A 26,910-nucleotide genomic window follows, 5' to 3' on the forward strand; every position below is an offset into this window, starting at 1 on the left:
CTGAACAGCTTAATGGCAACGCAGGTGGACCGTCCGGTGGAAGGGAATCAGACCGCAGCAACACCGGCGCAGGGAAGCGCCCCGGAAACCATCCTGCGCGAGACGTTTGGCTACCAGGCCTTTCGCGGACAGCAGCAGGCAGTGGTGGAGCATGTCGCCGGGGGCGGCGACGCCCTGGTGCTGATGCCCACCGGAGGGGGCAAGTCGCTCTGCTACCAGATCCCGGCACTGGCGCGGCGTGGCTGCGCCATCGTCATCTCGCCCCTGATCGCGCTGATGCACGACCAGGTGCAGGCCCTGCGGCAGAACGGCGTGGCCGCGGCCGGGCTGGATTCGGGGCAGGACGAGGCCACCGCGCGCGGTGTGCTGGCTGCGCTGCACGCCGGGGAGCTGGATCTGCTTTATCTCTCTCCGGAACGGCTGTTCGCGCCCGGGATGCTGGATCGCCTGGAAGGGCTGGAGCTGGCGCTGTTCGCGATCGACGAGGCGCATTGCGTGTCGCAGTGGGGGCACGACTTCCGCCCGGAATACGGGCGCCTGGCGGTGCTGGCGGAGCGTTTCCCGTCGGTGCCGCGCATCGCCCTGACCGCCACCGCCGACGAACCCACCCGCGAGGAGATCCGCGAGCGCCTGCGCCTGGAGTCGGCGCGGATGTTCGTCAGTTCTTTCGACCGGCCCAACATCCGCTATCGCGTCGCGGCGGCCGACGGCGCGTCCGGGCCGCCGCGCGAACGTCTGCTGCGTTTCCTCCGCGAGGAGCATCCCGGCGAGGCGGGCATCGTCTACTGCCTGTCGCGGCGCAAGGTGGACGAAACCGCCGAATGGCTGGCGGCGCGCGGCGTGACCGCGCTTCCCTATCACGCCGGCTTGCCGGCGGCGACGCGCGCCGAGCACCAGCGTCGCTTCCTGCGCGAGGATGGCGTGGTGATGGTCGCGACCATTGCCTTCGGCATGGGCATCGACAAGCCGGACGTGCGCTTTGTCGCCCATCTGAGTCTTCCCAAGAGCCTGGAGGGCTACTACCAGGAGACCGGCCGTGCCGGACGCGACGGGCTGCCGGCCGATGCCTGGATGCTCTACGGGCTGCAGGACGTGGTCACGCTGCGGCAGATGCTGCAGGACTCGGAGGCCGGCGAGGAGCGCCAGCGTATCGAGCAGCAGAAGCTCGAGGCCATGCTGGGCTTCAGCGAACTCACCACCTGCCGCCGTCAGGCCCTGCTTGCGTGGTTCGGCGAGACCCTGCCCGAGCCCTGCGGATACTGCGACAACTGCCAGGATCCACCGGCCACCTGGGATGCCACCGTGGCCGCGCAGAAACTGCTTTCCTGCGTCTATCGCACCGGCGAACGTTTCGGTGCGGGCCACGTGATCGCGGTGCTGCGCGGCAGCCGCAGCGAACGCCTCACCCGGCTGGGCCATGACCGGCTGAGCACCTTCGGCATCGGCACCGAACTGGATGAGCGTCAGTGGCGCGGCCTGGTGCGTCAGCTGCTGGCGCGCGGCCTGCTGCGGCTGGATCCCGAGGGCTATGGCGGGCTGCGCCTGGACCCCGGGTGTCGCGCCGTGCTGCGTGGCGAGGAATCCCTGCACCTGCGTCACGAGGCCGCCGGGGCGCGGCCCGCACAGCCCTCGCGGGGTGAAACCGCACGTTCGGTTGCCGGTCTGGATGCGGAAGACCGGGCCTTGTGGGACACTCTGCGCAGGCTGCGGCAGAAACTGTCGACGGATCAGGGCGTGCCGCCCTACGTGATCTTCAACGACGCCACCCTGCTGGAGATGGTGGCCGGCACACCGCGCACTCCGGACGAGCTGCTGGGCATCTCCGGGGTCGGGCAGCACAAGCTGGATCGCTACGGCGAGGCCTTCCTGGCAGCGATCCGCGAACACCTGGGACTGGAAGTCCGGGAATAACGAGAACGAAGTTCGGGGAGAGTCGAGTGACCCGCATATCATTTCTGGAAGATTTCTATCGCTATCGGGACGGGCAGCTCGTGGTCACCCCGGAGCAGGGGAGCCGCTTTGCCAAGACCGTGGCGGGGGACTTCAACCCCATCCATGACGCCGATTCGCGGCGGTTCTGCGTGCCCGGCGACCTGCTGTTCGCCCTGGCCCTGGATGCCTGGGGGGCCAGCGCTTCGATGAACTTTCGCTTTACCGGCATGGTGGGCGGTAACGCCCCGGTGCATTTCCCGGAGAACCCCGGCGAACAGGTGGCGATCACCGACGAGAATGGCAAGAGCGTGATCGAGATCGAACGTTCGGGGGCGGTGGTTGATGACCCGGCCGCGATCGAGTCGCTGATTCGCAGCTACGTGTCGTTCTCCGGACAGAACTTCCCGCACGTGCTGGTGCCGCTGATGCGCGAGCATCAGGTGATGGTGAACCCCAAACGTCCGCTGGTGATGTACGAGCGCATGGGGTTCGAACTGCCCGAGCCGCTGGCGGCCGCGGCAGCCGTACCCGAGCCGCGGCTGAAGGACGCGGTCATGACGGTCAACGGCAAGCGCGGCGAGATCCGGCTCGACTACGAACTGGTGACCGACGGCGCGGTGGTCGCCCGGGGCAGCAAGCACCTGGTCCTGAGCGGCCTGCGGCCGTTCGACGAAGCCGATGTCGAGCAGCTGGTCGCGGATTACGAGAGCTGGAAGGCGGCCTGGGCGCAGGCGGGGTCGGCAACCGCCTGACCCGGCGGGGGTCAGGTGCGCACCGCCTCCTCGAACCGTTCCCTCGTCCATCTCCCGGATCTTCCTCTCCAGCGCGTCGAGGTGGTGCACCACGCTGCGCGAGGCCTCCTCCAGTGCCTCCATGTGCATCCGGATCAGCGGTTCGTTGCGCTCGTGCTGGCGCCGGGCGAAACCCAGCATTTTCGAAAACATCGAGGCGTTCTCTTCCTCGGTGACCAGCTTGAAGATCTCGGCGTACGCCTGATGCAGGTGGCGGTGGGCCTCGTCGATCGATTGGAACTCGGGAAAATCGTTGAGCGCCTGACCCTCACTGAAATACCACTGCCCGAACGGGCAGTCGGTGTGCAGCACGGGGATCTGGTCCTTTTCCACCGGCACGCCCTGGGTGAGGAGCTCGGCGCGGCCGACCCAGGCGAGGTGGGCTCGTTTGGCCTGGTGCAGACGGTCCAGGACTTCCTGCTTTTCCATGTCGTTGTCCTCGTCAATGAGTCGGTGTTCCATACGGGAACCGGAACGATTTCCCACAATAAAAAATCCATTTAATCCTTGAAGGAATCACAAAAAAAGCCCGGGCCCCCCAAGGGGAGCCCGGGCCGGAAGCTCGCCGGGACCCGGCTCTCGCGGCCGGATCCGGTGAGGGGCTGCCTCAGTAGCGGTAGCCGAAGGCCTTCTCGAACTTGTCGGCGAACTCTTCGGCCGAGAAGTGGTGGTTCTGAGTGCCGGAATGGGCGATCTTGATCGAGCCGATCAGCGAGGCGATGCGGCCGGTGGTCTCCCAGTCGTAGCCCTTCTCCAGACCGAACAGCAGGCCGGCACGGTAGGCGTCGCCGCAGCCGGTCGGATCCTTGATCGCGGCCGGTTCCACCGACGGGATGGTGATCTTCTTGCCGCCGGTGTAGATGTCGGAGCCGTCGCCGCCACGGGTAACGATCATCGCGTCCACCATCTCCGCCAGCTGCTCCATGCTCATGCCGGTGCGATCGGCGGTCAGCTGCGCCTCGTAGTCATTGAACGCGGCATAGGTGGCGTTCTCCATGAAGCGCTTGAGGTCGTCGCCGTCGAACATCGGCAGACCCTGGCCCGGGTCGAACATGAACGGGATCCCGGCGTCGGCGAACTGCTGGGCGTGCTCGATCATGCCGTCGCGGCCGTCCGGGGAGACGATGCCGACCTTGATGCCGTCGGCGTCGGTGACCTTCTGCTGGTGCGAGAAGCCCATCGCGCCCGGATGGAAGGCGGTGATCTGGTTGTCGTCCTGGTCGGTGGTGATGAAGGCCTGACCGGTGTAGGTGTCCTTCAGCTCCTTGACGAACTTGCGCGAGATGCCGTGGCGGTCCATCCAGTCGGCATACGGGGTGAAATCGCCGCCCACGGTGGCCATTACGGTCGGGTCGGCGCCCAGCAGCTTCATGTTGTAGGCGATGTTGCCGGCGCAGCCGCCGAACTCGCGACGCATGTCCGGGACCAGGAAGGACACATTCAGCATGTGCACCTTGTCCGGGAGGATGTGGTTCTTGAAGCGGTCGGGGAACACCATGATGGTGTCGTAGGCCATGGACCCACAGATCAGAGCGGACATGTTGACTCCTTGCGTTGTTGAAGCGGTTCGGATGACGCCGATGTGGCGTCAAAACGGCCCTGCGGCGCGCGATTGCGGGGTGCGCGGCGCGTCTGCGGCGGGCCGGACGGTGCGCACAGGGTAAATATTTGGGCGCAAAACAACAAATCGACGCCGCGTGACCCTCGCTCCCGTACCCGCGGGGGCTTCAGTTTCCCGTGTTGCCGGGGACCTCGACCGCCAGGCGGTCCCGGGCATAGCCCCGAAGGCGCTGGTAATCGGTGTGCATTCGGTCGGTGAAATGACAGGCGCGTTGCAGGGCCGGGGCCAGGTCATCGGGGTTCTCGATGTACTCGTGGACCAGCCGGTTGCGCAGATGGCGCATCTGTAACCAGTCATCGGCCTGTTCGATGAGCCCCAGCTTTTCAAGGCGTGCCAGATTGTCGATGGCTGGTCCCGGTTTCTCGCCCGCACTGGTGAGAAAGGCCGGGACCAGCTTGTCCATGATCGTGTCCTGCATCCGCCCGAACTTGGCACCGAAGGATTCGAGCCGGTCGATGCCGCTGTCGGCAGCAAGGATGCCTCGCACACGGTCGGGGGAAACCGAACAATCACCCGCGAGGAGCCGTTCCCGTACCCCCAGAAGATGTTCGTCTTCGCGATCGACCAGGTTCAGCAGCCGGGCTAGGCGTGCATGCGAATCGGTGGTCACAGCGGGAGTCCGGTGCGTCGGGCGTGAGTGTCGATGGGCCGCGCGGGAGTACCGCGCCGATGGACGACGAGGTCCACGCGGCGCTCGCCAAGCCGCCGCTGCAGGGCGGCATGCAGCTTCAGTTCGCCCTCCAGAAGTTCGTCCGGCGTGCCCTCGGCCTCGACGTACAGGTCGATGTCACCTCCCCGCGCCGAGTCGTCCGTGCGGGACCCGAAAAGGCAGACCCGGGCGTCCGGGCCGAATGCACGGGCCACTTCCTGACGGATGACGGTTTGCTGTTCCGGGGACAGGCGCATATGACCAAGTATATCAGTGCTGCATCGGGATGAAGCGCCGGTCGCGACCGCCACGGGTGGCGCCGGCGGCCCGAGCGACGCCGTTCGTGCCCCGGTCATTGCGATCCGTCATTGCGAGGAGCTGAAGGCGACGTGGCAATCGGCCAAAGTTGTCTGCACGCAGGAACAGGCGGCTTCGGATGGAGATCGCCACGTCGCTTCGCGACTCGCGATGACGGGAGCGGGGCAGCGCCGTGCCGGGGGCTTTGTGGCAGCATGGAGCTATTGCCGCGAGCGAGGGCCTGTCCGATGAAACCACGCATCCTGATCCCGATCCTGATCCTCCTGCTGTTGCTGCTGAGCCTGTGGTCGGCGGGCCTCGACGGCAACGGCGGCGGTCTGCTGCCCGGTGCGCCGGACAGCGGGGCGGCCCCGGCGGCCGAACCTCCGGCCCCGGCGGTGCGGGTAACGTCGATTCCGGGGTGAACGCCATCCCGGCCCCGGCCGCCGGTTCCGGCCGGCGCGAAGTCATCTTCCATGCGAGCAGGCCCGCGAGCACCTGGCCGCGGCACGTTCGCGTCTGCAGGGGGCGCGGGCCAGCCTCGAGGACCTGCGGGCCGAGGCGCGGCTGGCGGAGTCGGAGTACCGGCGTCACCGCGAATTGTTCGAGGACGGGGCGGTGTCCGCCAGCGACCTGGAGCGGGTGGAGACCCGGCGTGACCGCGCCCGCTCGGCAGTGGAGGCAGGCGAGTCGGCGGTGGAGGTCGCACGCAGCGAGGTCGAGGCGGCGCGGGTGATCCTCGACATCGCCACCGGCGAACGCAGCGAGGACGAAACCGAATCGCTGGCCGTGCGTGCGCCGGCTGGCGGCGTGGTGCTGCACCGGCACCGCTGCTGCGAGGGCTCGGTCGCGGCCGCGCCGGGTCGAGGTCGGCCGCCGCAGCGACTTCACCACGCAGATCCGCGAGGGTCTGGAGGCCGGGGAACGGGTGGTGACTCGACCGGGCGACCAAGTGCAGGCCGGGACCCGTGTCATCGCCGACTGAGGTGCGAGGTTTATTTCCCCGACGGTGGGGCAGGATCTCTCGAGGTACTCCAGTCTTGACATGGTGTTCGCTCGGAGCGAATACTGCCGTGAGTAAGGGATGGATGACATGGACGTCAGGTTTACGACTAAAGCGATCAAGGAACTGAAGAAGGCCGGAGCGGCCAGCGACCTTGTCCTGGCAAAAATCCGGCAATATGCGGCCGAGCCGGACAGCCTGGCGAACAATGTGAAGGCGCTGAAAGGCCGAGAGGAATATCGACTTCGCGTCGGGGATTACCGGGTGCTGTTCGTGATCCTTCAAGACGGCACCATGACCATCATGGAAGTCACCGCCATTCGCCATCGGAGCAAAGCCTATGACTGAAACGGCCGAGCAAATTACTCTTGATCGGGGCGAGTATGAGGCCCTGCTGGCGCGTCTGGAGGATGCCGAAGACCGGGCCGTCATCGCCGAGCGGCGGAATGCTCCCACCCTGCCCCTCGCCGCGGTCGAACGTCACCTGGCCGGAGAAAGCCTTGTGACCCTCTGGCGGGAAGAACGGGGGCTATCCCAGCGCGCCCTGGCCTCCGCAGCCGGTATCTCGCCCGCGATGCTGAACGAAATCGAGCGGAAGAAAAAGGTGCCCTCCATCGTGACCGCCCGTGCCCTGGCCGATGCGCTCGGCGTGGGCCTGGACGATCTGTTTGCTTGAGCGCCCGGGCGCGGGGCCGTGAACCTGGTGCCTCGGCAGGCGTACCAGGTTCGGATCACGGCCCCCGTGTCCGGCGTCAGGCCTTGCCCTGCAGCTGCGGGATGACCGCCTCGTTCTCCAGGGTGGAGGTGTCCGAGGTGATCTCCTCGCCCTTGGCGATGGAGCGCAGCAGGCGCCGCATGATCTTGCCGGAACGGGTCTTGGGCAGGCCGTCGGCGAAACGGATGTCGTCGGGCTTGGCGATCGGGCCGATCTGCTCGCCCACCCATTCGCGCAGCTCCTTGAGCAGCCGGTCCGCCTCGTCGCCGGTGGGGCGGTCGCCGTGCAGGATCACGAAGGCGACGATGGCTTCGCCCTTCACGTCGTGCGGGCGCCCGACCACCGCGGCTTCGGCAACGTCCTTGTGGGCCACCAGCGCGGATTCGACTTCCATGGTCCCCATGCGGTGCCCGGAGACGTTGAGCACGTCGTCGATGCGGCCCATGATCCAGAAGTTGCCTTCCGCGTCGCGGCGGGCGGAGTCGCCGGCGAGGTAGTACTTGCCGCCGAACTTGGGCCAGTAGGTGTCCTTGTAGCGCTGGTCGTCGCCCCAGACGGTGCGCAGCATCGACGGCCAGGGCTTCCTGATGACCAGGTAGCCGCCTTCGTCGGCGCCCAGGCTGTTGCCGTCCTCGTCCACCACGTCGGCGTCGATGCCCGGAAGGGCGCGGGTGCAGGAGCCCGGGACCAGGGTGGTGGCGCCGGGGATCGGGGCGATCATGTTGGCGCCGGTCTCGGTCTGCCACCAGGTGTCCACGATGGGGCAGCGCTCGCCGCCGACCTCGCGGTAGTACCACATCCACGCCTCGGGGTTGATGGGCTCGCCCACGGTGCCCAGCAGGCGCAGTTGCGACAGGTCGTACTGCTCGGGCAGGTAGGGCCCGGCCTTCATCAGCGCACGGATGGCGGTGGGGGCGGTATAGAACACGGTCACGCCGTGGTCCTGGCACATCTTCCACCAGCGCCCGGCGTCCGGCACGGTGGGCACGCCTTCGTAGACCACCTGAGTGGCGCCCACCGCCAGCGGGCCGTAGGCAACGTAGGTGTGGCCGGTGATCCAGCCGACGTCGGCGGTGCACCAGAAGATGTCGTCGCCCTGCAGGTCGAACACCCACTCGTTGGTGATGATCGCGCCCAGCAGGTAGCCGGCACTGGAGTGCTGGATGCCCTTGGGCTTGCCGGTGGAACCGGAGGTGTAGAGCAGGAACAGCGGGTGCTCGGATTCCACCCACTCGGGTTCGCAGTCGACCGATTCGCCGTCCACCGCGTCTTCCCACCAGACGTCGCGGCCTTCCTGCATGGTCACGTCATTGCCGGCGCGCCGGCAGACGATCACCTTCTCGACCTCGGCGGGGTTGCTGGCCAGCGCCTTGTCGACGCCGGCCTTCAGGCCCACCACCTTGCCGCCGCGCTCGCCGCCGTCGGCGGTGATGATGACGGTGGCGCCGGAGTCCACCACGCGGTCGCGCAGGGCATCGGCGGAGAAACCGCCGAACACCACCGAGTGGATCGCGCCGATGCGGGCGCAGGCCTGCATCGCGATCACCGCCCCGGCGTTCATCGGCATGTAGATGACCACGCGATCGCCCTTCTCGACACCCATGCCCTTGAGTGCGTTGGCCAGCTTGCCGACCTCGTTGTAGAGCTCGCGGTAGGTGAGGTTGCGGGTGTCGCCGTTCTCGGCCTCGAAGCGGATCGCGGTCTTGTTGCCGCGGGCCTCGAGGTGGCGGTCGATGCAGTTGTAGGAGACGTTCATGCGCCCGTCGGCGAACCAGCGGAAATGCGGCGCATTCGAGCTGTCCAGCCCTTCGGTGAACTCGGTCTGCCAGTCGATCTTCTCGCGCGCCAGGTCGCACCAGAAGCCTTCGTAGTCGGCCCGGGCCTTGTTGTGCAGGGCCTCCACGTCCTCCGGCTTGAGCCGGGCGTTCGCGGTGAATGCCGCCGGCGGATCGAAATGGCGGGTCTCGGTGAGGGTGGACTCGATGGTGTCGCTCATGCGGGCCTCCATGTTCTGCGTGGTTCCAGCGGATTCGTCAGGGTTGGGTCTCACGGGCGCGAGGATAGCATGCCTGTCGGGCGTGTCCGGCTTACCAGAAACGGCCGGGGCGGAACAGGATTCGCCGCAGCGGCAGGGTGCCCGTCGGGTCGCGTTCGGCCATCAGCGCGGCAAACAGTTCGGCCGCGCCAAGGGCGTCCAGCAGGGCGTCGTGGCTGCGCCGGGGTGGCAGGTTGTAGTCGCCGCGCAGGGCGTGCAGGCGCAGGCCACCGGCACTTACCGGACGGCCGGCGCGGCGCCGGGCGGTCTCGGCCAGGCGCAGGGTGTCGACCACCGGCAGGGGCGGGCGGGTGCCGTAGCGCCGCTCGCAGGCGCGCGCCAGAAAGCCCAGTTCGAGGGCCGCGTGGTGGGCGATCAGTACACGGCCGTCGAGCGCGCGGAACAGCGCGTCCAGGGCCTCCCCGACGTCGACCCCGCGGGCCGCGTGTTCATCGGTGATGTGGTGGATCACCGCGCTTTGTTCCGGGACCTCGCGGTCCGGGCGGACCAGCACGTAGCCGGCAGTGGCCAGATCGATGGCCGTGCCCTCCAGCGCCACCCAGCCGATGCTGAGGATCGCGTCCTGCTCCGGGTCGAGGCCGGTGGTCTCGATGTCCACCGCGAGGAAGCGAGTGCGGGCCACCGCCTGCGCGGGCGCCGGCGGCGGGGTCTCCAGGCAGTCGCGCAGCGGGCCGGCCGGGGTCTGCAGCCGCGCGCGGTTGCGGGCGCGACAGAAGCGCCAGTACCCGGGGGAAAACCAGGCGGCGGCCCGGGCGAACGGGCAGGCCTGGCCGGGCGAGGCCATGGCATTGCTCATGCCTGCCCCTCGCCCCCCAGCGCCGCCCGGGCGGCCTGCGCCACGCGCACGAAGGCGGCCTTCAGTCGGCTGCGCTCCAGGCCCGTGAGCGTGGTCGGGTCCACATGGTTGTCCGCGGACTGGCCGGCGGCGATCTGGCGCGCCTGGTGGCGCGCGCGAACGCCGGCGATGAAGCGGAAGGCCTCCTCCACTTCGCGCGCCGTGTCGTCCGTCAGGATCCCGGCGTGGGCACTGGCGCGCAGCCGCTCGGGAGTGCTGCGGGCGTCGGCCCGGGCGCGCAGGGCACATACCCGGGCCAGTGCCACGATCGGCAGCAGGCCGCGGCGCTTGAGGTCGAGGGCCGGGCTGTGTTCGCCGTCGTGTTCGAGCACGAAGCGGCGGAAGAACCCCAGCGGCGGCCGCAGCTCGCGCGCCTGCAGGGCCATCGCGGTGTGGACGCTCTCGTGCCGGTAGCCGAGCTCCAGCGCCTGCTGGCGCAGGGGCATGAACAGGCTGTGGCTGCCGTGGATGACCCGCAGGTCGAGATAATGCGTGGCCAGTCGGGCGTCCTGCGCGTCCGGCCGGGTGAACACGCGCTCGAAGGCCGCGTGCCAGTCACGCGCCGGGCCGCGCCAGGCGGCGTGGGAGGGGTCGACCCCGCCGGGGCAGCGGCGGATGCCGCAGGCGTCCAGTCCGTCGGTCACCTCGCGGGCAAGGGCAGCGAACCATTCATCCGCGTCCTCCGGGGCATCGTCCGCCCACACCAGCGCGGTGTCCTGGTCGGTATGCGCCAGCTGTTCGTGGCGGCCCTGGCTGCCGCTGGCCAGCCACGCCCAGGTGGCCGGCGCGGGGCCCAGGCGCTCCTCGGCCAGTTCCAGCAGGCGCCGGGTCAGGGTGTCGATCACCAGGGTCAGCACCTGGGCGCAGCGCAGGGCATCCACCCCGGCCTCGCTCAACTGCTGCTGCAGCCGGGGCAGGGCCTGCATCCGCAGGCTCAGCTCGGCGGGCGAGCCCGCGCGGCGCAGGTCGCGGATCAGGTGGATCGCGCTGGTCCCCTGGTGGCGGATCAGGTCGGTGCCGGAGAGGATCCCGGCCAGGCGTTCGCCGTCGGGTTCCACCACCGGCAGGTGATGGATGTCGCGGCGCGCCATCTCCAGCAGGGCCTCGAACGCCGGGGTGTCGCCGGTGACGGTGACCAGTTCGCGCGTCATCCGCTCGCGTACCGGGGTGTCGGGCGGGACGTCCTCCGCGAGGACGTGACGCAGGTCGGTGTCCGTGAGCATGCCGGCCGGACGGCCGGGGGCTTCCCCGTCCTGCAGGAGCAGCGCGGAGACATCCGCTCCGGTCATGCGGCGGGCGGCCTCGCGCAGCGAGATGCCGGCATCCGCCTGCAGGACCTGGGGGCTCATCAGCGAGGCCACCGGGGTGGTCAGCAGGGTGGTGCGGCCGTCGGCGGTGCCGAGGTTATCCCGGTCGCCCATGTCGCCAGGGTCGTCGTTGTCCGGCGCGGACAGTCCGCCGGGGGCGCGCAGGAAGTCGCCCAGGGCGGGGTGGTGGAGGGCGAGGTCCTCGGCCCGGGCCTGCGGCAGGTGATACACCAGTGCGTCCTCGGTCACCCGGGCGTGACCGCCGGGTCCGGTGGCCGCACACTCGCCGCCAGTCACGCGTGCCACGTCGCCCTCGCCGAGACGGTCGCGCAGGGCGTCGCCGGCGTCGAACAGTTCGATCGCCCCGGTGTGCACGATCCACAGGCCGTCGCCGTTTTCGGCGGGCGGAAACGCCGCGCCGTGGCGCAGGTAACGCAGGGTCAGGCGCCGCACCATGGCGGCGCGGGCCGGGGCGGGCAGTTCCGCGAGATCCGGTGCCTGATCGAGGAAGTCGCGGATCTCGTCGAGTTCGGCGGTCATCGCGCTGCTCCGTGGTGGACGGGGGAGGTTGCGAGGATCGTCCGCAAGCCCACGTGGATGGACTTGCGGACGATCCCCTCGCGGGGATCGCCCGGTCCGGCCCGAGGGCCGGACCGGGGCCGGATCCGGGAGCGGATCAGTCGGCGCGCGGTACGCGCACGCTTTCCACCAGGTCCTGGATGTCCTTCGGCGGCGGAGCGGTCATCTTCATCACGATGAAGGCGGTGATGAAGTTCAGGGCCGCGCCGATGGGGCCGAAGCTGGACGGGTTGATCCCCAGGATCCAGCCCTCCGGCGTGTCCGGCAGCATGGCGGTCTCGGGGAAGAAGAACCAGCCCTTGTACATGAAGATGTACAGCAGGGTGGTCACCAGACCCACCAGCATGCCGGTGATCGCGCCTTCGCGGTTCATCTTCTTCATGAAGATGCCCATCATCAGGGTCGGGAACAGCGAGGCGGCCGCGAGTCCGAAGGCCAGTGCCACCACCTCGGCGGCGAAGCCCGGTGGATTGAGCCCGAGATAGCCGGCGAACAGGATGGCGACGGCCATCGCGATGCGTCCGGCCAGCAGCTCGCGCTTCTCGCTGATCTTCGGCGTGAAGACCCCCTTGAGCAGGTCATGCGAGATGGCCGACGAGATCGCCAGCAGCAACCCGGCCGCGGTGGACAGCGCTGCCGCGATCCCCCCGGCCGCCACCAGGGCGATGACCCAGCCCGGCAGACCGGCGATCTCGGGGTTGGCCAGCACCATGATGTCGCGGTCCAGCTCGACGATCTCGCTGCCTTCCCAGCCGTATTCCTCCTCGGCCATGGCGGCGAATTCTTCGTTCTCGTCGTTGTAGTACTGGATCACGCCGTCGTCGTTCTTGTCCTCGAACTCCAGCAGGCCGGTCTGTTCCCAGCGCTCCATCCAGGCCGGCTTGTCCTCGTAGGCCAGGTGGCCTTCCTCGGTGCCGATCTCGCCCGGATGCACGGTGTTGACCAGGTTCCAGATGGCCATCGCACCCACTGCCGGGGCGGTGGTGTACAGGATGCCGATGAAGACCAGCGCCCAGCCGGCCGACTTGCGCGCATCCCGCACGCGCGGGACGGTGAAGAAGCGGATGATCACGTGCGGCAGGCCCGCGGTCCCGATCATCAGCGCCAGGGTCAGCAGGAACATGTTGAGCATGCTCATGCCGCCTTCGGTGGCGGTGTACTGGGTGAAGCCCAGTTCCACCATGGTGTTGTCCAGGGCTTCCAGCAGGTAGGTGTCGGAGCCCTGCAGGGTCGACCCCAGGCCCAGCTGCGGAAGCGGGTTGCCGGTCAGGGTGATCGCAATGAAGATCGCCGGCACCGTGTAGGCGAAGATCATGATCACGTACTGCGCGATCTGGGTGTAGGTGATGCCCTTCATCCCGCCGAGCACGGCGTAGATGAACACCACCGCCATCCCGGCGACCAGGCCCACTTCCAGCTGCACCTCGAGGATGTTGGAGAAGGCGATCCCCACGCCGCGCATCTGCCCGATCACGTAGGTGATGGACATCGCCAGCAGCGAGATCACGGCCACCACGCGGGCCGGCTTGGAGTAGAACCGGTCGCCGATGAATTCCGGCACCGTGAACTTGCCGAACTTGCGCAGATAGGGGGCCAGCAGCAGGGCCATCAGCACGTAGCCGCCGGTCCAGCCCATCAGGTAGGCGCCCCCGGTGAAGCCGAGGAAGGCGATCAGGCCGGCCATGGAGATGAAGCTGGCCGCGGACATCCAGTCGGCCGCCGTGGCCATGCCGTTGGCGACCGGGTGGACACCCTTGCCCGCCACGTAGAATTCGCTGGTCGAGCCGGCGCGGGCCCAGATCGCGATCCCGATGTAGATCGCGAAGGTGATGCCGACCACGATCAGGCTGAGAGTCTGTTGATCCATGGCCGGATTACTCCTCGTCGACGTTGAACTTGCGGTCCAGCACGTTCATGCGCCAGGCATAAACGAAGATCAGGACGATGAAGGTGTAGATCGAGCCCTGCTGGGCAAACCAGAAGCCCAGCGGATACCCGCCCAGGTGGATGTTGTTCAGCGGCGCGGCGAGCAGGATGCCGAGCACGAACGACACGAAGAACCAGATGCCGAGGCAGATCGCCAGAAGGCGGAGATTCGCCTTCCAGTACGCCTCGCGACTGAGGTCTTGCGACATGGTGTTGCTCCTCTTTTCGTAGGTGTTGGCTGTGGTGGCCTCACAGCTGGTACTGCACCGCAAGCTGCCCCTGCAGCTTGCGGGCCTGGCGGAAGGATTCCTTGAGCACCCGTCCCTCCAGGGCGCCCAGTTCTTCCGGCCGGATGCGGCTGTCGTCCTCGCGGCCCTCGCGCAGGGCCTTCTGCTGCGCCCGCAGGCGCAGCATCTGCAGATAGCGCAGGGCCGCGTGATAGTCGGCGGCATCGCCGGGGCGCATGGCCTCGGCGCTGACCGCCTGATCCATGCGCTCGTGGCTGCCGGTGGCCGGCAGCTCGGCGGCCAGAGCGATCACCCGCGCGCCGTCCACGAACGGGGTCAGGCCCTGTTTCTTCACGTCGATCCCTTCGGCCCCGGCGCGGATCTCGCCGAACAGGCCCAGCGGCGGCCGGAAGGCCTGCTGGTTGGCCGCCATCTGCCGGCGAAAGCGCGAGTTGTAGGCGGTCTTCTGCAGCAGGAAGGTGCGCAGTGCCTCCACCGGCGAGGCGTCGCCGTCCACCGCGCGCAGGTCGAAGAAGATGGTGCTCTTGAGCAGGTGTTCCGGGGTGCCCTGTTCGATCCAGCGGGTGAAACGGGCCTCCCATTCCGGACCGCTGAGGCAGCACTCCGGATTGCCGGCCATGATGTTGCCGGGACACAGGGTGAAACCGCATTCGGCCAGCGCCCGGTTGACGGCCTGCGCCCAGGGCAGCAGGCGCGCGCGGATCGCGTCCTCGTCGCCCGGCTCGGCATCGAACAGGATGCCGTTGTCCTGGTCGGTGATCAGCGCCTGCTCCTCGCGCGCCTGCGAGCCGAACGCCAGCCAGGTGAAATCGATGCCCTCGATGTCGTACTGCGGGCGCAGCAGGGCCAGCACCCGGCGGGTCGCGTGTTCGTTCAGACGCGTGATCAGGCGCAGGACCTGGTCGGCCTCGGCGCCCTGGGTGATCACCGCCTCCACCAGCCGCGGGACCTGACGCAGGCGCCCGGCGATCTCGTCGACCGCGGTCGCCTGGCGGATCTCGCGCACCAGCCCGTCCAGGGTCAGCGGCTGGCGGGTGAGCAGATCGCGTTCGCCCAGCACCCCGGTCAGTCGGCCGTCGCGGACCACGCACAGGTGGGTCATCCCATGCTCGGTCATCGCCTCGATGCCCTCGAAGCCCGGGGCGTTCTCCTCCAGCGCGACGGGGTCCGCGGTCATCACTGCGCGCACCGGGGTATCCAGCCCGACCCCTTCCAGCGCCACGCGGTTGAGCAGGTCGTGCAGGGTGAAGATGCCCACCGGTGCATGTTCGGCATTTACCGCGACGATCGAGCCCACGCGCTGGTCGCGCATGGTGCTCAGGGCCTCGCGCAGCGGGGTGTCCGGGCGGCAGGTGACCGGTTCGCGCGCCAGGCGCAGTGCCAGCGGGGTGTTCAGCTGGCCTCCGCCGGCCGCGTCATGACTGGCGAGGCTGTCGAGGCCCTGATGCAGGCGGTCCAGCAGGTTGGCCAGACGCCGCGTGCAGAAGTCGTTGAATACCCGCGAGCGGGCCCGCAGGCGGTCGAAATCCTCCAGGCTCAGTTCCAGGCACAGGGTGTCCTCCGCCGCGCGATGCACGGTATGCACCGCGCGCCGGCCGAGCAGGGCCCCGATCGGGAAGCATTCGCCGGGGATCAGCTCCCAGGCGTTGCCGGAGAGCTGTTCGTCCTCGCTCGGGCTCTCCCCGCGGATGCGTCCCTGACGGATGATGTGGAAGCGCTGCGCCGGGCCCGCTTCCGGGTCGGTGATGCGCGCCCCCTGTTCGTAGAAGCGCGTCTGCAGGCGCGGCAACACGAATTCCAGCGCCTCGGCCTCGAGCTGGTCGAAGGGCGCGTGGGCGTGCAGGAACTCGCGGGTGCTGTCGAGGGCGTCGGACATCGTGTCGGCTGCGGGAATCGGCGTCCCGCGCCCGTTGCAAGTCGCGGGCCAGTGATTCCAGGCCTGTAAAAACAGGGGTTTGTGACGCAGAAGGGGTGGCGGGTGTTACGCGGCGTAACACCCTTCGTTACGCCGCGTAACGGCCCGTAACGCCGCGGCGTAACACCCCGGTTGACCCCCTCGCGGGGGGTATCGATGATGGGAGCCCGTCCCACAGCCACCGGAAGGTCCCCATGCGCCGCTTCGTGCTGGATACCAGCGTCTTCACCAACCCGCACGTCTCGGCGCAGTTCGGCGAGACCCCCGAGGCGGTCCTGCAGCAGTTTCTCCGGCTCGCGCGCGACTGCAGCGCGGAGTTCTACATGCCGCTGTCGGTCTACGAGGAATTCCGCACCATGCGCGACCTCGAGCCGCTGGCCGCGGATTTCGAGACCGTGGTCTGGGTGCGCTCGCCGCGCCGCTTCGCGCTGACCCTGCCCAGCGACATCCTCTACGAGTTCATCGACGAGGTTCGTACCCGGATCGACCGCGGCCTGCGCATCGCCGAGGAGCACACCCGCGAGGCCGGGGCGGCCGAATCCCTGCGCCCGGAGCTGATCACCCAGCTGCGCGAGCGTTTTCGCGAGGCGATGCGCAAGGGCCTGGTGGACTCGCGCGAGGACGTGGACGCGGTGCTGCTGGCGATGGAACTGGACGCCGAACTGGCGACCGCCGACCAGGGCATGCGCAAGCTGGGCAACCGCATGGGCATCAAGCTGGTCACCGCCGAATATCTGGCCGCGGTGATGGAGAACCTCGCAGAAAGTTGAACCCGGCCCGCTCGGGCGCCCGCGCGGGGCTTGCTCCGGCGAGTGGAGCGACCAATACTGGAGGTCCGTTGTTCTCGGAAACCGGTCGCCGCCCCATGAAACATCGCATCCGCATCCTGCTGACGGCGTTGCTGTTCCCGTTGATCCTGGTGCTGCCGTGGAGCATGGCCGGGGCGCAGTTCGAACATCTCCCCGCCCCGCTGAAATCCGCGATCGATGAACGGGGCCTGCCGCCGGAATCCGTCGGATTATGGATACAGCGGGCCGGGGATGATGCGGTCCTGGCGCAGCTCAACGCCGACCGGCTGTTCAATCCGGCCTCCACCATCAAGCTGGCCACCTCACTGGCGGCGCTGGATCAGCTGGGGCCGGACTACACCTGGAAGACCGAGCTGTGGGCCGTCGGCGAGCTGCGCGACGGGGTGCTGGACGGCGACCTGGTGGTACGCGGCACTGGCGACCCCGGCATGGTCAACGAGGAGCACTGGCGCATGCTCGGGCAGCTGCGTCAGGCCGGCGTAGAACGCATCGCCGGCGACGTGATCCTGGACGCCTCGCATTTCGACGCGGGGCCGCAGGACCCGGCCGCGTTCAACGGGCAGCCGCTGCGGGCCTATAACCAGGGCGTGTACGCCCTGCACGTGAACTCCAACGCCCAGCGCATCCGCGTGCGGCCCGGGCGCAACGGCGAGACCGTCCGGGTCAGCCTGGATCCCCCGCTGCCGGACGTGGAGATCGACAACCGGCTGCGCCCCGGGCGCGGGCGGTGCGGCGATTTTCAGCGCGGGATCGAGATCGATGCCGACCGCGCCAACGGTCGCCTGACGCTGACCGGCGAGTATCCCGTGCATTGCGGGGAATACGAGTTGCTCCGTTCGGTGACCGAGCCCGAACGCAATCACGCCGGGCTGTTCCGTCTGCACTGGTCGCAATGGGGCGGGGAGCTGGACGGCGAGATCCGTCCGGGGCGCATGACGCCCCTGCAGGAGGAGCCCCTGGTGACGCACCGCTCGCGGCCGCTGGCAGACCTGATCCGGGTGTCCAACAAGTGGAGCTCCAACGTGATGACCCGGCATCTGATGCTGACCCTCGGTGCCGAGCGTCACGGGGCTCCGGCGACCATGGATCATTCGCGCCAGGCGCTGATGGAAGCCCTGCGCGAACTGGGCGTGAACCCCGGCGGCATGCGGGTGGACAATGGCTCCGGCCTGTCGCGCGACGCGCGCATGTCGCCGTACCAGCTGGGGCAGATCCTCCGGGCCGGCTGGGAGCATCCGCTGCGGCCCGAGTTCCAGTCCTCGCTGGCCCTGGCCGGGATCGACGGCACCTTGCGCAACCGCTTCAATAACGGCGCCGAACGCGGCCACATGCATCTGAAGACCGGACACCTGCGCGAGGTCTCCGCGGTGGCCGGCTACGTGCGTACAGAGAGCGGGGATGACGTTCGCGTGGTTCTGCTGGTGAATGATCCGCGCGCCCATATCGGGCCGGGACGCAGCCTGCAGGAGGCCGTACTCGGCTGGGTGCGCGCGCTGTAACGGGCACGCCCGGAGCGCCCGGTCAGCAGTCCGGCGCGTCGTCGTCTTCCGTGGCGTTCCCCGGGGGCACCGGACACACCTGCCAGCGCGACAGGATTGGTGGCCGTGATACCCGAACCTCCAGTTCGGCCAGCCACAACGCGATCATGCGGTTGGAGTTGTGGCGCAGGCTGTACCGGGTCGGGTGCTCGACGAAGGCCATGTCCCAAACCGCCATTTCGCGGCGGTCGTCCTGGCCGCGTCGCCACAGCGCTTCCAGATCCTCCCGCAGGGCGGCGGTCTCGTCGGCATCCACCGTGAGGGTGTGCACCTCGCGTACCGGGACTCGCAGGTCGCGTCGGAGGGCGGCCTGCGGGGCCTCGCCGGTCAGGACCTGGCGTCCCAGCGCGGCCCGGGTCGGCCAGGCCAGTGCGGCCAGCGCGCTGAAGGGCCCGGTACGGCGTTCCGCATAGAACCGCCAGTCCCCGTAGGAATAACGCAGCCAGTGCCGGCCGTCGGCGTCCGGCAGCAGCAGACTGCTGTGTCGTCCATGGTCGATGATCAGCACCTGCGTCGCGGGTTCCGGATCGGGAGGCGGCTGCACCTGTACCGGTGCGCAGCCGGCGAACGCCACGACCAGCAGGACCAGGAAAACGGTCCGGGGGACGCGGAGGTACGGGACAGCGGGCCGGGGCATCGATGGCTCGCGGTTTCCGTCAGTGACGTTCCAGCTTGCCCAGTTCGCTCAGGATGGACTGCACCAGGTTCTCGCCCTGCGGACCCATGCCCTGACACAGCACCTCAGGATCGCGTTCGCCATCCACCAGGCGCTTGGTGATGCCGCCCAGACGCGCCATGTCGCCGCCCGCGCGGGTCATCTGTTCGGCCATCTGCGACAGCCAGTGCAGCGACTGCGGATCGCCGCGGGATGCTCCGTGGATCATCTGCGCCAGCCCCGGCGCGGCCTGCGCGGCATCGGCGGTCTGGTTCGGATCCGGCAGTGTGGCCGGGTCCTGCAGGCCGGTGAGAATGGATGAAAGAATGGCGCTGTCTTCCTCGTCCAGACCGTTCAAAAGAGACGGGTCGCGCTGGCCGTCCAGCACCTGACGGATGCGGGCGACCAGGTCCGTCCAGCCGCCCTGGATCGCCTGTTCCAGGACGGGCTCCAGCTCCTGCCGGCTCTGCGGGTTCTGGCAGGCCTGCACCACCAGATGGATCAGCGTGGCATGGGCCTGCCGGATCTGCTGCGCGCGCGGCGAATCCTGCATCGTGGGAATCCTTGCTTTCCGGGGGTTTGTGCGAGGGTAGCATGTGCGTTCGCACGGAGCGTGGGGCACAATGGCCCCGGGACGCTCCGGGGAAAGGCCCGGGGCTCCGGAAGCAACGCCGGCGGCACGCCGGAGCGAAAAAAGGTGACAGCGGTGGAAGAACAGACGGCAGTCGGGCTGTGGGTGGCCCTCGGCATCCTGGCGATCGTGGTGGCGGCGCTGGTCGGCTTCTGGGTCGGCCGGGTGACCAGCGACGAACGCAAGCTGATCCGTCAGCTGGAAGAAGAGCTGGATCAGCGCATGCAGGAGCTCACGCGCTACCGCTCGCAGGTAAACGATCATTTCGACCGTACGGCCACGCTGTTCGCCAGCATGGCGGGCACCTACCGTGACCTCTATCACCATCTGGCGCAGAGCGCCGAGGAGCTGGCCGACAAGCCCACCCGCGAACGCCTGGAGGATCGGGCGGGCAAGATGCTGGCGAATACCCACCAGCGCGATTTCGATCCCGGCCAGGGCGGCGGCGAATCTTCGGAGTCGGGCGACCGGGGCCCGCAGGAGTCGGGACGCCTGTCCGATGCCTCCGATCCCGAAGAGGCCGGGCAGCGCGAGCGCCGGTCCGATCCGGAACGCCCGCGCCCCGATTGAGCCGCTCCCGGTCCCGACCCGTGCGGATCCCGGGCTACCGGCGCGAGAGCTCGGCCCGGATCTGGTTGTCCAGGTTCTCGATCCAGCGGTTGTAGTTCGGGTGGATCTCGCCGTTGGTGTGGTTGAGGTTCGTGCTGTCCTTGTAGTCGATGCGGTATTGGCCGGCGGAATACGGGATCTCCACCACGGCCGTGTGATCGCGCACGCGGATTGCCCCTTCCATCACGCCCGGTTCGACCTCCTCCATGCGCCAGCCGAGCCGGGCGCCCGCATCGCGAATGGCCTGCGACATCACTTCGGCATCGGGACGCTCGCCCTGCGCATTGGTGATGGTGGTGTCGCTGACGTTATGCACCGGGGCGGTGCCGCGGCAGCCGACCACCAGGAACAGGCTGGTGACGACGACGATGAGCAGGGTCTTGTAGTGCATGGTGCGGTTCCCTCCAGTTCTCCGGTGTGCGACGCAACGACACCCGAGTGTAGAGTTCCGGTCAGCTGTTTTCCACGGTCGGCGCCACCTCCGGCCGGCGCAGCGAGCGCCACAGCCCGAGCGGGCGCATTCCGCGACGCAGCAGGTGACCGGCGACCATGAAGATGATGCGCAGGGTGTCGGCCGCCGGCCGGAAATGGCTGGGGCGGCGATCCTCGGGATAGATGCAGCGTACCGGCACCAGACGTGCCGGAAAGCCGTGCCGTTCGGCCGCGATCAGCGCCTCGCTCTCGAACACGAACGAACGGCTGCGCCCGTGGGGGATGCGCATCTGCCGCAGCAGATCGGCGGGGTACAGGCGAAAGCCCGACTGCGAATCGCGTAGCGGCTGCGCCGAAGCCCAGCCGATCCAGAAATCCGCGACCCGGTTGCCGAACAGGCGCAGCGGCGGTGTGCGTTCGCGCTCCTTGAGCCGGGCGCCGAGGATCAGGTGTCGGGGTTGTTCCCGCCACGCGGCGATCAGCGCCGGGATTTCCGTGGCGTCGTGCTGGCCGTCGCCGTCCAGGGTGACCACCGCGTCGGCGCCTGCGGACACCGCCTGCTGCATCCCGGCCCACAGGGCACCGGCCTTGCCGCGATTGGGTTCCAGGCGCAGGACCTCGGCATGGGTGGCCGCCAGGGTGGCGGTGTCGTCGGCGGAACCGTCGTCCACCACCAGTACCCGGTCGACCTGCGCCCGCGCGGCGGCGGCCACCGCCTCGATGGTCGCGGCCTCGTTGTGGGCCGGGATCACGGCGAAGACGACGGGGTCGTTCATGGTTGCGGGGTCCGGGGCATCAGGCCAGGGCGCCGTTGATGCCGATGACCTGCCCGGAGACGTAGCCGGCGGCCTCGGAGGCGAGATAGCCCACCAGCCCGGCGACCTCGGCGGGCTCGCCGGCACGGCGCATGGGCACCATGCGGCGGATGGTGTCGGCATCGAATGCGGATTCGCTCATCGGGCTCTCGACGATCCCGGGCGCGACCGCGTTGGCGGTGATGCCGCGACTCGCGACCTCCTGAGCCAGCGACTTGATCGCCCCGTGCAGGCCGGCCTTGGCCGCGGCGTAGTTGGCCTGGCCGCGGTTCCCGGTGACCCCGGCCACCGAGGTGACGGCGATGACCCGGCCCCAGCGGGTGGTGATCATCGGCAGCAGCGCCGGCTGCACCACGTTGTAGAAGCCGTGCAGCGAGACCTCCAGTGGCCGGCGCCACTGTTCCGGCGTCATGCCCGCCAGCGGGGCATCGTCGTGGACCCCGGCGTTGTGCACCAGGATCTGGAACGGGCCGCGTTCGATTTCGGCCTCCAGTGCCGCGCGGGTGGCCTCGGCGTCGGTGATGTCGAAGCCCAGCACCTCGGCCCGGCCGCCGTCGGCGCGGATTTCTTCGACGACGTTCGAGGCGGCCGCGGTGTTGCGGTTGGCATGGACGAAGACCTCGCAGCCGGCGGCGGCGAGATCCCGGGCGATGGCCGCGCCGATGGCGCCGCTGCCGCCGGTGACGAGTGCGCGTCGCGTCATGGGGTTTCTCCGGGTTCCAGGATGACCGTGGCGCGGGCCGCCAGCAGCGGTTCGCCGGCGGCTTCCACGGCGAGATCGTAGATCGAGCTGCGGGCGTCGGCCATCACCCGCTCGGCGTGGATGTCCAGTGCGGTTTCGATGGTGTCCAGGCGCCGCGCGTGGATGCGCAGGTCGCGCACCGCGGCCAGATAGCCGGCCCGCGGCGCCGCGGCGTCCGTCGCGCCCAGGCTGCCGTGCACGGCCATCGCCTGGGCGCCGTATTCCAGTGCCGCCAGGGCGTGCAGCCCGCTTGTGCCACGCAGCGGATTGTCCGGATCGCGGTGCGAACGGGCGCGGCAGTGGATGGCGTCGGCATCATGGGCGACGACCTCGTCCAGCAGGCTCATCGCGCCGGCATGCGGCAGGCGCTCGCGAATGGCGTTCGCATCCAGCGTCATGGGGTATCCTCCGTGGACTCTTCCACGTGCACGGCCAGCGAACGTCCGGCGGGTGCCTCCAGCACGACCTCCTGCGCATGCGCGCCGGCCAGGCGCTCAAGCAGGGGCAGGCCGCGGGCGGCCGGGTTGGTGTCGCGCAGGGCCTCCAGTGCATCCGCTCGGCAGCGGGTCTCCGCAGCCTGCGGCCGGGGTTCCAGGCGCAGGCGCCAGGGGGCGCCGGCGACCGGGCCCAGGCGCAGGCCAAAGGCGAAGTGCTCGTGCACCGGGCGGACCTCGCGGAACCGCTCCATCGAGGCCACGTCATAACAGACCAGCAGGACTTCGCCCCCCTCGGCCAGTTGCAGGGTCACCGCCTCCAGCAGGCCGGCGGCCACCGTGCCGGTAAAGCCGGACAGGGCGGTGGCCGGGGCCGGGTTGCGGGTGGCGATGGACCAGTTGCCGGCCGGGGCATTGTGCACCGAGTTGTGGAACTGCATGGGCGAGACCGCCGGGTCCGGCTGGGTCAGGGTCTCGCAGATGCGGTCGATGATGTCCATGTCGCCACTGGAGGAGGCGAACACGCTGCGCATGGACGCGCGGTCGCCGCCCTCGCTGGCCTCCTCGGCCGCATGCAGGGCCAGGCGGATGGTCTGCGTGGTACGCCGACGCTCGTTGGCGGGCAGCAGGCTGGTGGGCGGGATCTGCACCGGTGCGTACAGGTGCTCCTCGCGCCCGGCGAGGATCTCGCGTGCCGACGGGAAATCCGCCAGCCCGGGCCCGATCAGCCCGACCGCGTGGATGCCGACGGGATTCAGCACGGGGCCTCCAGCAGCAGTGAGCAGTTGTTGCCCCCGAAACCGAAGGCGTTGAGCAGCACCCGGCGCACCGGGCGTTCTTCGCTGGCCGCGCGCGCATCCAGACCCAGTTCGGGGTCCGGGTCGGTCAGTCCGGCGGTGCCGGGCACGAAGCCGCCGCCCAGACTGGCCAGGGCCTGGGCGGCGCCCACCGCGCCGGCCGCGCCCAGGGTGTGTCCGGTCAGGCCCTTGGTGCCGGCACAGCGCGCCTGCGGGCCGAGGACGTCGGCCAGCGCGCGGGCCTCCGAGCGGTCGTTGGCGGGGGTCGCGGTGGCGTGCATCAGCACGTAGTCCACGTCGGTGCCCGCACATCCGGCGCACTGCAGGGCCTCGCGCATGGCCCGCGCTGCGCCCGCGCCTTCCGGGTGGGGCGCGGACATGTGGTGGGCGTCGCTGGATTCGCCGTGGCCGGTCAGGCGCGGGGCATCCGCCGGGGCATCCTCCTCGCGTTCCAGCAGGAAGAAGCCCGCCGCCTCGCCGATGGAGATCCCGCGCCTTTGCCGGTCCAGCGGGGTGCAGGGCTCGGGCGCCACCAGCTGCAGGGCGTTGAAGCCGTACAGGGTCATCCCGCACAGCGAGTCAACCCCGCCGACGATGGCCGCGTCGCAGACCCCCGCCCGCAGATGACGCCAGGCATCGGCGAACACCTTGGCGCTGGAGGAGCAGGCGGTGGAGACCACCATGGCCGGCCCGCTCAGACCCAGGCGCGTGGCCACGTAGTCCGCCAGCGAATACATGTTCTGGGTGTGGCGGTAGTCGTAGTCGGGGGGCAGGGCGCCGGTCTCAGGATCGCGCCGGCGATAGGCCTCCTCGGTGGCCGCGATCCCCGAGGTGCTGGTGCCCAGCAGCACCGCGACCCGGTCGGCGCCGTGGCGCCGCACCGCGCTGGCGACCGCGTCGAGGAAGCCGTCCTGCTGCAGGGCGAGTTCGGCCAGGCGGTTGTTGCGGCAGTCGAACGGCGCCAGCTCGCCCTCCAGCGGGTGATCTTCCAGGCCCTGGACGCGGCCGATGAAGGTCTCCAGATCCACGTCGGGCAGGTCGCAGCGCCGCAGGCCACTGCGGCCCGCGCGCAGCGCGGCCGCGCCCGCGGCGTTGCCGGTGCCGGCGGCGCTGGTCTGGGTGTGGGCGGTAATGGCCAGGGCATTCATGGAGACGGTTTGATCCTCGAGCGCAACAACCCCGGCCCGGGGCCGGGGGCCTCGAGCGTCGGGGACGGGTTCACGGGACGGGCCAGCAACAGGGCCGCCACGTAGGAAAATACCACGCCCAGGGCCACGGTGAGACCCAGGGCGCGCAGCACCGGCAGGCTGGACAGGGCCAGCAGGGCGAACACCAGACCGGTGGACAGGGCGCACAGGGTCACCGAACGGCGGGTGCGCCGGGCCTCGTCCGGCTCCATGGCGCCCGGGCGGCCCAGGAATACCGCGTAGTCCAGCCCCAGCCCGATCACCAGCATCAATGCGATCAGGTGGAACAGGGTCAGCTCGATCCCGAGCAGCAGCAGACTGGCGGTGGTCAGCAGCAGACCGGCGGCGACCGCGGTCACGATGCGCAGGCTGCGCCCGGGATCGCGCGTCAGCAGCCACAGCAGGGCGGTGACCGCCAGCGCGGCCAGGGCCAGGCGGGTCAGGGCCGCCGTGCGAAAATCCGCGACCATGGCCTCGGTGGTGGCGCGCAGGTCGACCAGCCCGATTTCCGCCCCGTCGGCCGGGGCGCCGGCGTCGAGGCCCTGGCTCACGGCGCCGGCATCGCTCAGCCCGCGCAGCAGCACCTGTCCGATCCAGGCCCGTTCATGGCCCGCCGCCGAATGTTCGCCCGGGGCCAGCAACAGCGGTTCCAGCGCCTGGCGCAGCGGCCCGTCGGGCAGGCGGTCAGGAGTCACCGGGTCCATCTTGCGACTGCGTTCCACGTCATCGAGAAACGGCGTGAAGGCCTCGGCCTGAAAGCCGTGGTCCCGCACGGCCCGTTCCACGTGTTCGGCCAGGGTGTCGCGCTCGGGCAGGGCCGCCTGGCGCGCCCGCTGGGTCGCGGTATCCGGGAGGATCTGCGCGGGATGGTCGAAACCGGTGATCGCCCCTGCGTCGCGCAGCGCCTCCAGCGGTTCGTCCAGCGCGTGCGCGGCCTGCAGCACGGCGTCGGCGGATTCCCCCCGGATCAGCACCAGATGGCGCACGTCCGGCAGCCCCAGCGCGTCGCGCAGTTCGCGATCCAGGGCGATGGCCTCCTCCGGCACCGGATTCAGCGCGGTGAGCTGGTCGTTCCACGGGAAGGGGTCGCGGCTCAGCAGGACGGCCAGCGCCGCGAGTATCGCCACCAGCAGCAGACCGAGGCCCGCTCGCCGTCCGCGTGGCCGCAGCGAGGGCAGAGGCAGTCGCGGTTCCGGCAGGCCCCGTTCGCGTGCGCCGCGTGGCAGCAGCGCCGGCAGGACCCAGCGGGTGACCGCGGCGGCGACCAGGATGCCGGTCAGCACGAACAGGCCCAGCTGGGCCATGCCGGGGAACGAGGTCGCCGCCATCAGCGCGTAAACCAGTGCGGTGGAACCGGCACCCAGCACCAGTGCGGGCCACAGTTCCCCGGCGACCCGTGCGGCAGCCCGGCGGCCGGCGTGTGCGAACAGATGCAGGGGGTAGTCCAGTGCGACCCCCAGCACGGTGATGCCGAAGGCCAGCGCGATCCCGTGCAGATGGCCGAAGACCAGCGTGACCACGGCCGCGCCGGCGAGGATCCCGCTGCCCAGCGGGATCGCCGCCAGCCACACCGGATGGGGGTGGCGGAAAACCACCAGCAGCAGCACCGCCAGCGCCAGCGAGGCGGCCAGGCTGAAGGCGGTGACCTCGGCGCGGATGCGCTCGCGCGATTCCACCGCGATCGCGGGCGGCCCGGCCTGCAGCAGGCGCAGGTCGGCGTCCTCCAGGGCCGCGAATTCCTGTTCGACGCGCTGCAGCAGCCCGGTCTGCTCCTCCAGGCCTTCGGCCGCCGGCGCGATGCGCACGACCAGCAGGGCCCGCTCGCCGGCCGGGTCGGTCCATACGCCGTGTTCGCCGCGGGTCGCGTCGCCGAACGGGTCGCGCAGGCGCTCGCCCAGTTCCAGCAGTTCGCCGGTGGGGTCGCGCGGGATCAGCTCGCGCGGCATCGCCGGCACCGCGCTGGAGAGGTCGTCGCGGCGCTCGGCGAACGCGCTGTCCAGGTGCTCCCGGGAGAAGCGCTCGGGGGTGACCGCCGGGCTCAGCAGGTAGCGCAGGTCGAGGATCGCCTCCAGCGCCTCGGGGTCGAAATCGCCGCGTCCGTTGTGGACGCCGGCGACCGCCGGGTCCCCGCGCAGGGCGTCGGCGAGTCCGTCGGAGGCCGCGGCGCGCCGTGCGGCATCGCCGCCCTCGATGGCCAGCAACAGCTGGCGGGCTCCCGGTCCGCCGTCGACGTCCAGCGGCAGTCCGGCCTCGGCGCCGGGGTCGGGCATGAAGCGTCCGAGATCGGTGGCCATCTCGCCGCGCAGGGCCAGGACCAGGGCCGCGATCAGCAGACCGGCCAGCCACAGCGTGACCGCGGCACGCGAGGGGAGGGACGACATGCGTGG

26 protein-coding genes and 2 pseudogenes are annotated in these 26,910 nt (G+C 69.6%); 9 read left to right on the top strand and 19 right to left on the bottom strand.

All coding sequences use genetic code 11. The annotated features are described in order from the left end of the window. Positions 1–12: 12 nt before the first annotated feature. Together recQ and F787_RS0109920 are read left to right on the top strand one after the other, a co-directional pair. Complete coding sequence (gene recQ, locus F787_RS0109915) at positions 13–1,911, top strand: DNA helicase RecQ (protein WP_369774276.1); 1,899 nt, start codon at positions 13–15, stop codon at positions 1,909–1,911. Positions 1,912–1,937: 26 nt separating this feature from the next. Next, positions 1,938–2,684, top strand: coding sequence for a DUF3581 family protein (locus F787_RS0109920; protein ID WP_019589734.1), 747 nt, complete (start codon positions 1,938–1,940; stop codon positions 2,682–2,684). 285 nt (positions 2,685–2,969) lie between these two features. Here F787_RS0109920 and F787_RS17175 read toward each other — a convergent pair. The 4 genes and pseudogenes from F787_RS17175 to F787_RS0109940 form a co-directional block, all read right to left on the bottom strand. Beyond that, positions 2,970–3,185 (bottom strand): annotated as a pseudogene (locus F787_RS17175) (CZB domain-containing protein); the annotation flags it as partial. A gap of 145 nt (positions 3,186–3,330) precedes the next feature. Further along, entirely contained in the window at positions 3,331–4,263 is a 933-nt protein-coding gene (locus tag F787_RS0109930) for a carbohydrate kinase family protein (protein ID WP_019021826.1), read from the bottom strand. A gap of 187 nt (positions 4,264–4,450) precedes the next feature. Further along, on the bottom strand, positions 4,451–4,954 hold the full coding sequence (locus F787_RS0109935) for a hypothetical protein (protein WP_028492062.1): 504 nt from the start codon (positions 4,952–4,954) through the stop codon (positions 4,451–4,453). Then, positions 4,951–5,250, bottom strand: coding sequence for a nucleotidyltransferase domain-containing protein (locus F787_RS0109940; RefSeq protein ID WP_028492063.1), 300 nt, complete (start codon positions 5,248–5,250; stop codon positions 4,951–4,953). The genes F787_RS0109935 and F787_RS0109940 overlap by 4 nt, the downstream gene beginning before the upstream one ends. 288 nt (positions 5,251–5,538) lie before the next feature. Between F787_RS0109940 and F787_RS17035 the strand changes: the two genes are divergently transcribed. The 4 genes and pseudogenes from F787_RS17035 (at position 5,539) to F787_RS0109960 (ending at position 6,969) form a co-directional block, all read left to right on the top strand. After that, positions 5,539–5,715 carry a hypothetical protein gene (locus tag F787_RS17035; RefSeq protein ID WP_019569673.1) on the top strand — a complete coding sequence of 59 codons (177 nt, stop codon included), beginning with the start codon at positions 5,539–5,541 and terminating at the stop codon, positions 5,713–5,715. Between the two features lie 31 nt (positions 5,716–5,746). After that, positions 5,747–6,275, top strand: a pseudogene (locus F787_RS16480) (TolC family protein); the annotation flags it as partial. A gap of 99 nt (positions 6,276–6,374) precedes the next feature. After that, a complete protein-coding gene (locus F787_RS0109955) occupies positions 6,375–6,641 on the top strand; it encodes a type II toxin-antitoxin system RelE/ParE family toxin (protein WP_018870276.1) in 267 nt (88 codons plus the stop codon). Continuing rightward, a complete protein-coding gene (locus F787_RS0109960) occupies positions 6,634–6,969 on the top strand; it encodes a helix-turn-helix transcriptional regulator (RefSeq protein ID WP_018870275.1) in 336 nt (111 codons plus the stop codon). The genes F787_RS0109955 and F787_RS0109960 overlap by 8 nt, the downstream gene beginning before the upstream one ends. A gap of 76 nt (positions 6,970–7,045) precedes the next feature. Here the strand turns inward: F787_RS0109960 and acs are convergent, their stop codons facing one another. From acs to F787_RS0109990, 6 genes are all read right to left on the bottom strand, one after another. Beyond that, on the bottom strand, positions 7,046–9,004 hold the full coding sequence (acs, locus tag F787_RS0109965; protein ID WP_028492064.1) for an acetate--CoA ligase: 1,959 nt from the start codon (positions 9,002–9,004) through the stop codon (positions 7,046–7,048). Between the two features lie 91 nt (positions 9,005–9,095). Beyond that, positions 9,096–9,848 carry a 3'-5' exonuclease gene (locus F787_RS0109970; protein ID WP_028492065.1) on the bottom strand — a complete coding sequence of 251 codons (753 nt, stop codon included), beginning with the start codon at positions 9,846–9,848 and terminating at the stop codon, positions 9,096–9,098. An 8-nt stretch (positions 9,849–9,856) separates the two neighbouring features. After that, positions 9,857–11,746: a putative nucleotidyltransferase substrate binding domain-containing protein gene (locus F787_RS0109975; RefSeq protein WP_028492066.1), complete on the bottom strand. Its 1,890-nt coding sequence runs from the start codon at positions 11,744–11,746 to the stop codon at positions 9,857–9,859. A 136-nt stretch (positions 11,747–11,882) separates the two neighbouring features. After that, positions 11,883–13,652: a sodium:solute symporter family protein gene (locus tag F787_RS0109980; RefSeq protein WP_028492067.1), complete on the bottom strand. Its 1,770-nt coding sequence runs from the start codon at positions 13,650–13,652 to the stop codon at positions 11,883–11,885. A gap of 7 nt (positions 13,653–13,659) precedes the next feature. Continuing rightward, positions 13,660–13,920, bottom strand: a complete 261-nt coding sequence (locus tag F787_RS0109985) for a DUF4212 domain-containing protein (RefSeq protein WP_018870270.1) — start codon at positions 13,918–13,920, stop codon at positions 13,660–13,662. Positions 13,921–13,960: 40 nt separating this feature from the next. Beyond that, complete coding sequence (locus F787_RS0109990; protein WP_028492068.1) at positions 13,961–15,835, bottom strand: DUF294 nucleotidyltransferase-like domain-containing protein; 1,875 nt, start codon at positions 15,833–15,835, stop codon at positions 13,961–13,963. Between the two features lie 233 nt (positions 15,836–16,068). Between F787_RS0109990 and F787_RS0109995 the strand changes: the two genes are divergently transcribed. Together F787_RS0109995 and dacB are read left to right on the top strand one after the other, a co-directional pair. Beyond that, positions 16,069–16,644 carry an RNA ligase partner protein gene (locus F787_RS0109995; protein ID WP_028492069.1) on the top strand — a complete coding sequence of 192 codons (576 nt, stop codon included), beginning with the start codon at positions 16,069–16,071 and terminating at the stop codon, positions 16,642–16,644. A 95-nt stretch (positions 16,645–16,739) separates the two neighbouring features. After that, the gene (gene dacB, locus F787_RS0110000) at positions 16,740–18,182 is read left to right on the top strand and encodes a D-alanyl-D-alanine carboxypeptidase/D-alanyl-D-alanine-endopeptidase (RefSeq protein ID WP_081694121.1); all 1,443 of its coding nucleotides are present in this window, start codon (positions 16,740–16,742) and stop codon (positions 18,180–18,182) included. A 22-nt stretch (positions 18,183–18,204) separates the two neighbouring features. On the opposite strand, the gene F787_RS0110005 is transcribed toward dacB, so the two are convergent. Both F787_RS0110005 and F787_RS0110010 read right to left on the bottom strand, forming a co-directional pair. Continuing rightward, positions 18,205–18,858, bottom strand: a complete 654-nt coding sequence (locus tag F787_RS0110005) for a DUF2459 domain-containing protein (protein ID WP_028492071.1) — start codon at positions 18,856–18,858, stop codon at positions 18,205–18,207. A 19-nt stretch (positions 18,859–18,877) separates the two neighbouring features. After that, positions 18,878–19,429 carry a hypothetical protein gene (locus F787_RS0110010; protein ID WP_018870264.1) on the bottom strand — a complete coding sequence of 184 codons (552 nt, stop codon included), beginning with the start codon at positions 19,427–19,429 and terminating at the stop codon, positions 18,878–18,880. 153 nt (positions 19,430–19,582) lie between these two features. On the opposite strand from F787_RS0110010, the gene F787_RS0110015 reads away from it, so the two are divergent. Next, positions 19,583–20,077 carry a YhcB family protein gene (locus F787_RS0110015; protein WP_018870263.1) on the top strand — a complete coding sequence of 165 codons (495 nt, stop codon included), beginning with the start codon at positions 19,583–19,585 and terminating at the stop codon, positions 20,075–20,077. Positions 20,078–20,111: 34 nt separating this feature from the next. On the opposite strand, the gene F787_RS0110020 is transcribed toward F787_RS0110015, so the two are convergent. From F787_RS0110020 to F787_RS0110050, 7 genes are all read right to left on the bottom strand, one after another. Continuing rightward, positions 20,112–20,507, bottom strand: a complete 396-nt coding sequence (locus tag F787_RS0110020) for a hypothetical protein (RefSeq protein WP_018870262.1) — start codon at positions 20,505–20,507, stop codon at positions 20,112–20,114. A 61-nt stretch (positions 20,508–20,568) separates the two neighbouring features. Next, complete coding sequence (locus tag F787_RS0110025) at positions 20,569–21,324, bottom strand: glycosyltransferase family 2 protein (RefSeq protein ID WP_028492072.1); 756 nt, start codon at positions 21,322–21,324, stop codon at positions 20,569–20,571. 19 nt (positions 21,325–21,343) lie between these two features. Next, positions 21,344–22,066: a 3-oxoacyl-ACP reductase FabG gene (gene fabG, locus F787_RS0110030; RefSeq protein ID WP_028492073.1), complete on the bottom strand. Its 723-nt coding sequence runs from the start codon at positions 22,064–22,066 to the stop codon at positions 21,344–21,346. Next, positions 22,063–22,503, bottom strand: a complete 441-nt coding sequence (locus F787_RS0110035) for a hypothetical protein (RefSeq protein ID WP_028492074.1) — start codon at positions 22,501–22,503, stop codon at positions 22,063–22,065. Before F787_RS0110035 ends, fabG begins: the two co-directional genes overlap by 4 nt. Further along, on the bottom strand, positions 22,500–23,297 hold the full coding sequence (locus F787_RS0110040; RefSeq protein WP_028492075.1) for a beta-ketoacyl synthase chain length factor: 798 nt from the start codon (positions 23,295–23,297) through the stop codon (positions 22,500–22,502). Before F787_RS0110040 ends, F787_RS0110035 begins: the two co-directional genes overlap by 4 nt. Then, positions 23,294–24,484, bottom strand: a complete 1,191-nt coding sequence (locus F787_RS0110045) for a beta-ketoacyl-ACP synthase (protein WP_028492076.1) — start codon at positions 24,482–24,484, stop codon at positions 23,294–23,296. The genes F787_RS0110040 and F787_RS0110045 overlap by 4 nt, the downstream gene beginning before the upstream one ends. Beyond that, positions 24,481–26,904 carry an MMPL family transporter gene (locus F787_RS0110050; RefSeq protein ID WP_028492077.1) on the bottom strand — a complete coding sequence of 808 codons (2,424 nt, stop codon included), beginning with the start codon at positions 26,902–26,904 and terminating at the stop codon, positions 24,481–24,483. The genes F787_RS0110045 and F787_RS0110050 overlap by 4 nt, the downstream gene beginning before the upstream one ends. Positions 26,905–26,910: the final 6 nt, after the last annotated feature.

This window comes from Thioalkalivibrio sp. ALE19, from assembly GCF_000428605.1.
GTDB lineage: Bacteria > Pseudomonadota > Gammaproteobacteria > Ectothiorhodospirales > Ectothiorhodospiraceae > Thioalkalivibrio.

What these genes read in the sequence shown, in the direction of transcription:
- recQ (WP_369774276.1), top strand. Translation starts at nt 13, where the DNA reads ATGGCAACGCAGGTGGACCGTCCGGTGGAAGGGAATCAGACCGCAGCA.
- F787_RS0109930 (WP_019021826.1), bottom strand. Translation starts at nt 4,263, where the DNA reads ATGTCCGCTCTGATCTGTGGGTCCATGGCCTACGACACCATCATGGTG.
- F787_RS0109940 (WP_028492063.1), bottom strand. Translation starts at nt 5,250, where the DNA reads ATGCGCCTGTCCCCGGAACAGCAAACCGTCATCCGTCAGGAAGTGGCC.
- F787_RS17035 (WP_019569673.1), top strand. Translation starts at nt 5,539, where the DNA reads ATGAAACCACGCATCCTGATCCCGATCCTGATCCTCCTGCTGTTGCTG.
- F787_RS0109955 (WP_018870276.1), top strand. Translation starts at nt 6,375, where the DNA reads ATGGATGACATGGACGTCAGGTTTACGACTAAAGCGATCAAGGAACTG.
- F787_RS0109960 (WP_018870275.1), top strand. Translation starts at nt 6,634, where the DNA reads ATGACTGAAACGGCCGAGCAAATTACTCTTGATCGGGGCGAGTATGAG.
- acs (WP_028492064.1), bottom strand. Translation starts at nt 9,004, where the DNA reads ATGAGCGACACCATCGAGTCCACCCTCACCGAGACCCGCCATTTCGAT.
- F787_RS0109970 (WP_028492065.1), bottom strand. Translation starts at nt 9,848, where the DNA reads ATGGCCTCGCCCGGCCAGGCCTGCCCGTTCGCCCGGGCCGCCGCCTGG.
- F787_RS0109975 (WP_028492066.1), bottom strand. Translation starts at nt 11,746, where the DNA reads ATGACCGCCGAACTCGACGAGATCCGCGACTTCCTCGATCAGGCACCG.
- F787_RS0109980 (WP_028492067.1), bottom strand. Translation starts at nt 13,652, where the DNA reads ATGGATCAACAGACTCTCAGCCTGATCGTGGTCGGCATCACCTTCGCG.
- F787_RS0109985 (WP_018870270.1), bottom strand. Translation starts at nt 13,920, where the DNA reads ATGTCGCAAGACCTCAGTCGCGAGGCGTACTGGAAGGCGAATCTCCGC.
- F787_RS0109990 (WP_028492068.1), bottom strand. Translation starts at nt 15,835, where the DNA reads ATGTCCGACGCCCTCGACAGCACCCGCGAGTTCCTGCACGCCCACGCG.
- F787_RS0109995 (WP_028492069.1), top strand. Translation starts at nt 16,069, where the DNA reads ATGCGCCGCTTCGTGCTGGATACCAGCGTCTTCACCAACCCGCACGTC.
- dacB (WP_081694121.1), top strand. Translation starts at nt 16,740, where the DNA reads ATGAAACATCGCATCCGCATCCTGCTGACGGCGTTGCTGTTCCCGTTG.
- F787_RS0110005 (WP_028492071.1), bottom strand. Translation starts at nt 18,858, where the DNA reads ATGCCCCGGCCCGCTGTCCCGTACCTCCGCGTCCCCCGGACCGTTTTC.
- F787_RS0110010 (WP_018870264.1), bottom strand. Translation starts at nt 19,429, where the DNA reads ATGCAGGATTCGCCGCGCGCGCAGCAGATCCGGCAGGCCCATGCCACG.
- F787_RS0110020 (WP_018870262.1), bottom strand. Translation starts at nt 20,507, where the DNA reads ATGCACTACAAGACCCTGCTCATCGTCGTCGTCACCAGCCTGTTCCTG.
- F787_RS0110025 (WP_028492072.1), bottom strand. Translation starts at nt 21,324, where the DNA reads ATGAACGACCCCGTCGTCTTCGCCGTGATCCCGGCCCACAACGAGGCC.
- fabG (WP_028492073.1), bottom strand. Translation starts at nt 22,066, where the DNA reads ATGACGCGACGCGCACTCGTCACCGGCGGCAGCGGCGCCATCGGCGCG.
- F787_RS0110035 (WP_028492074.1), bottom strand. Translation starts at nt 22,503, where the DNA reads ATGACGCTGGATGCGAACGCCATTCGCGAGCGCCTGCCGCATGCCGGC.
- F787_RS0110045 (WP_028492076.1), bottom strand. Translation starts at nt 24,484, where the DNA reads ATGAATGCCCTGGCCATTACCGCCCACACCCAGACCAGCGCCGCCGGC.
- F787_RS0110050 (WP_028492077.1), bottom strand. Translation starts at nt 26,904, where the DNA reads ATGTCGTCCCTCCCCTCGCGTGCCGCGGTCACGCTGTGGCTGGCCGGT.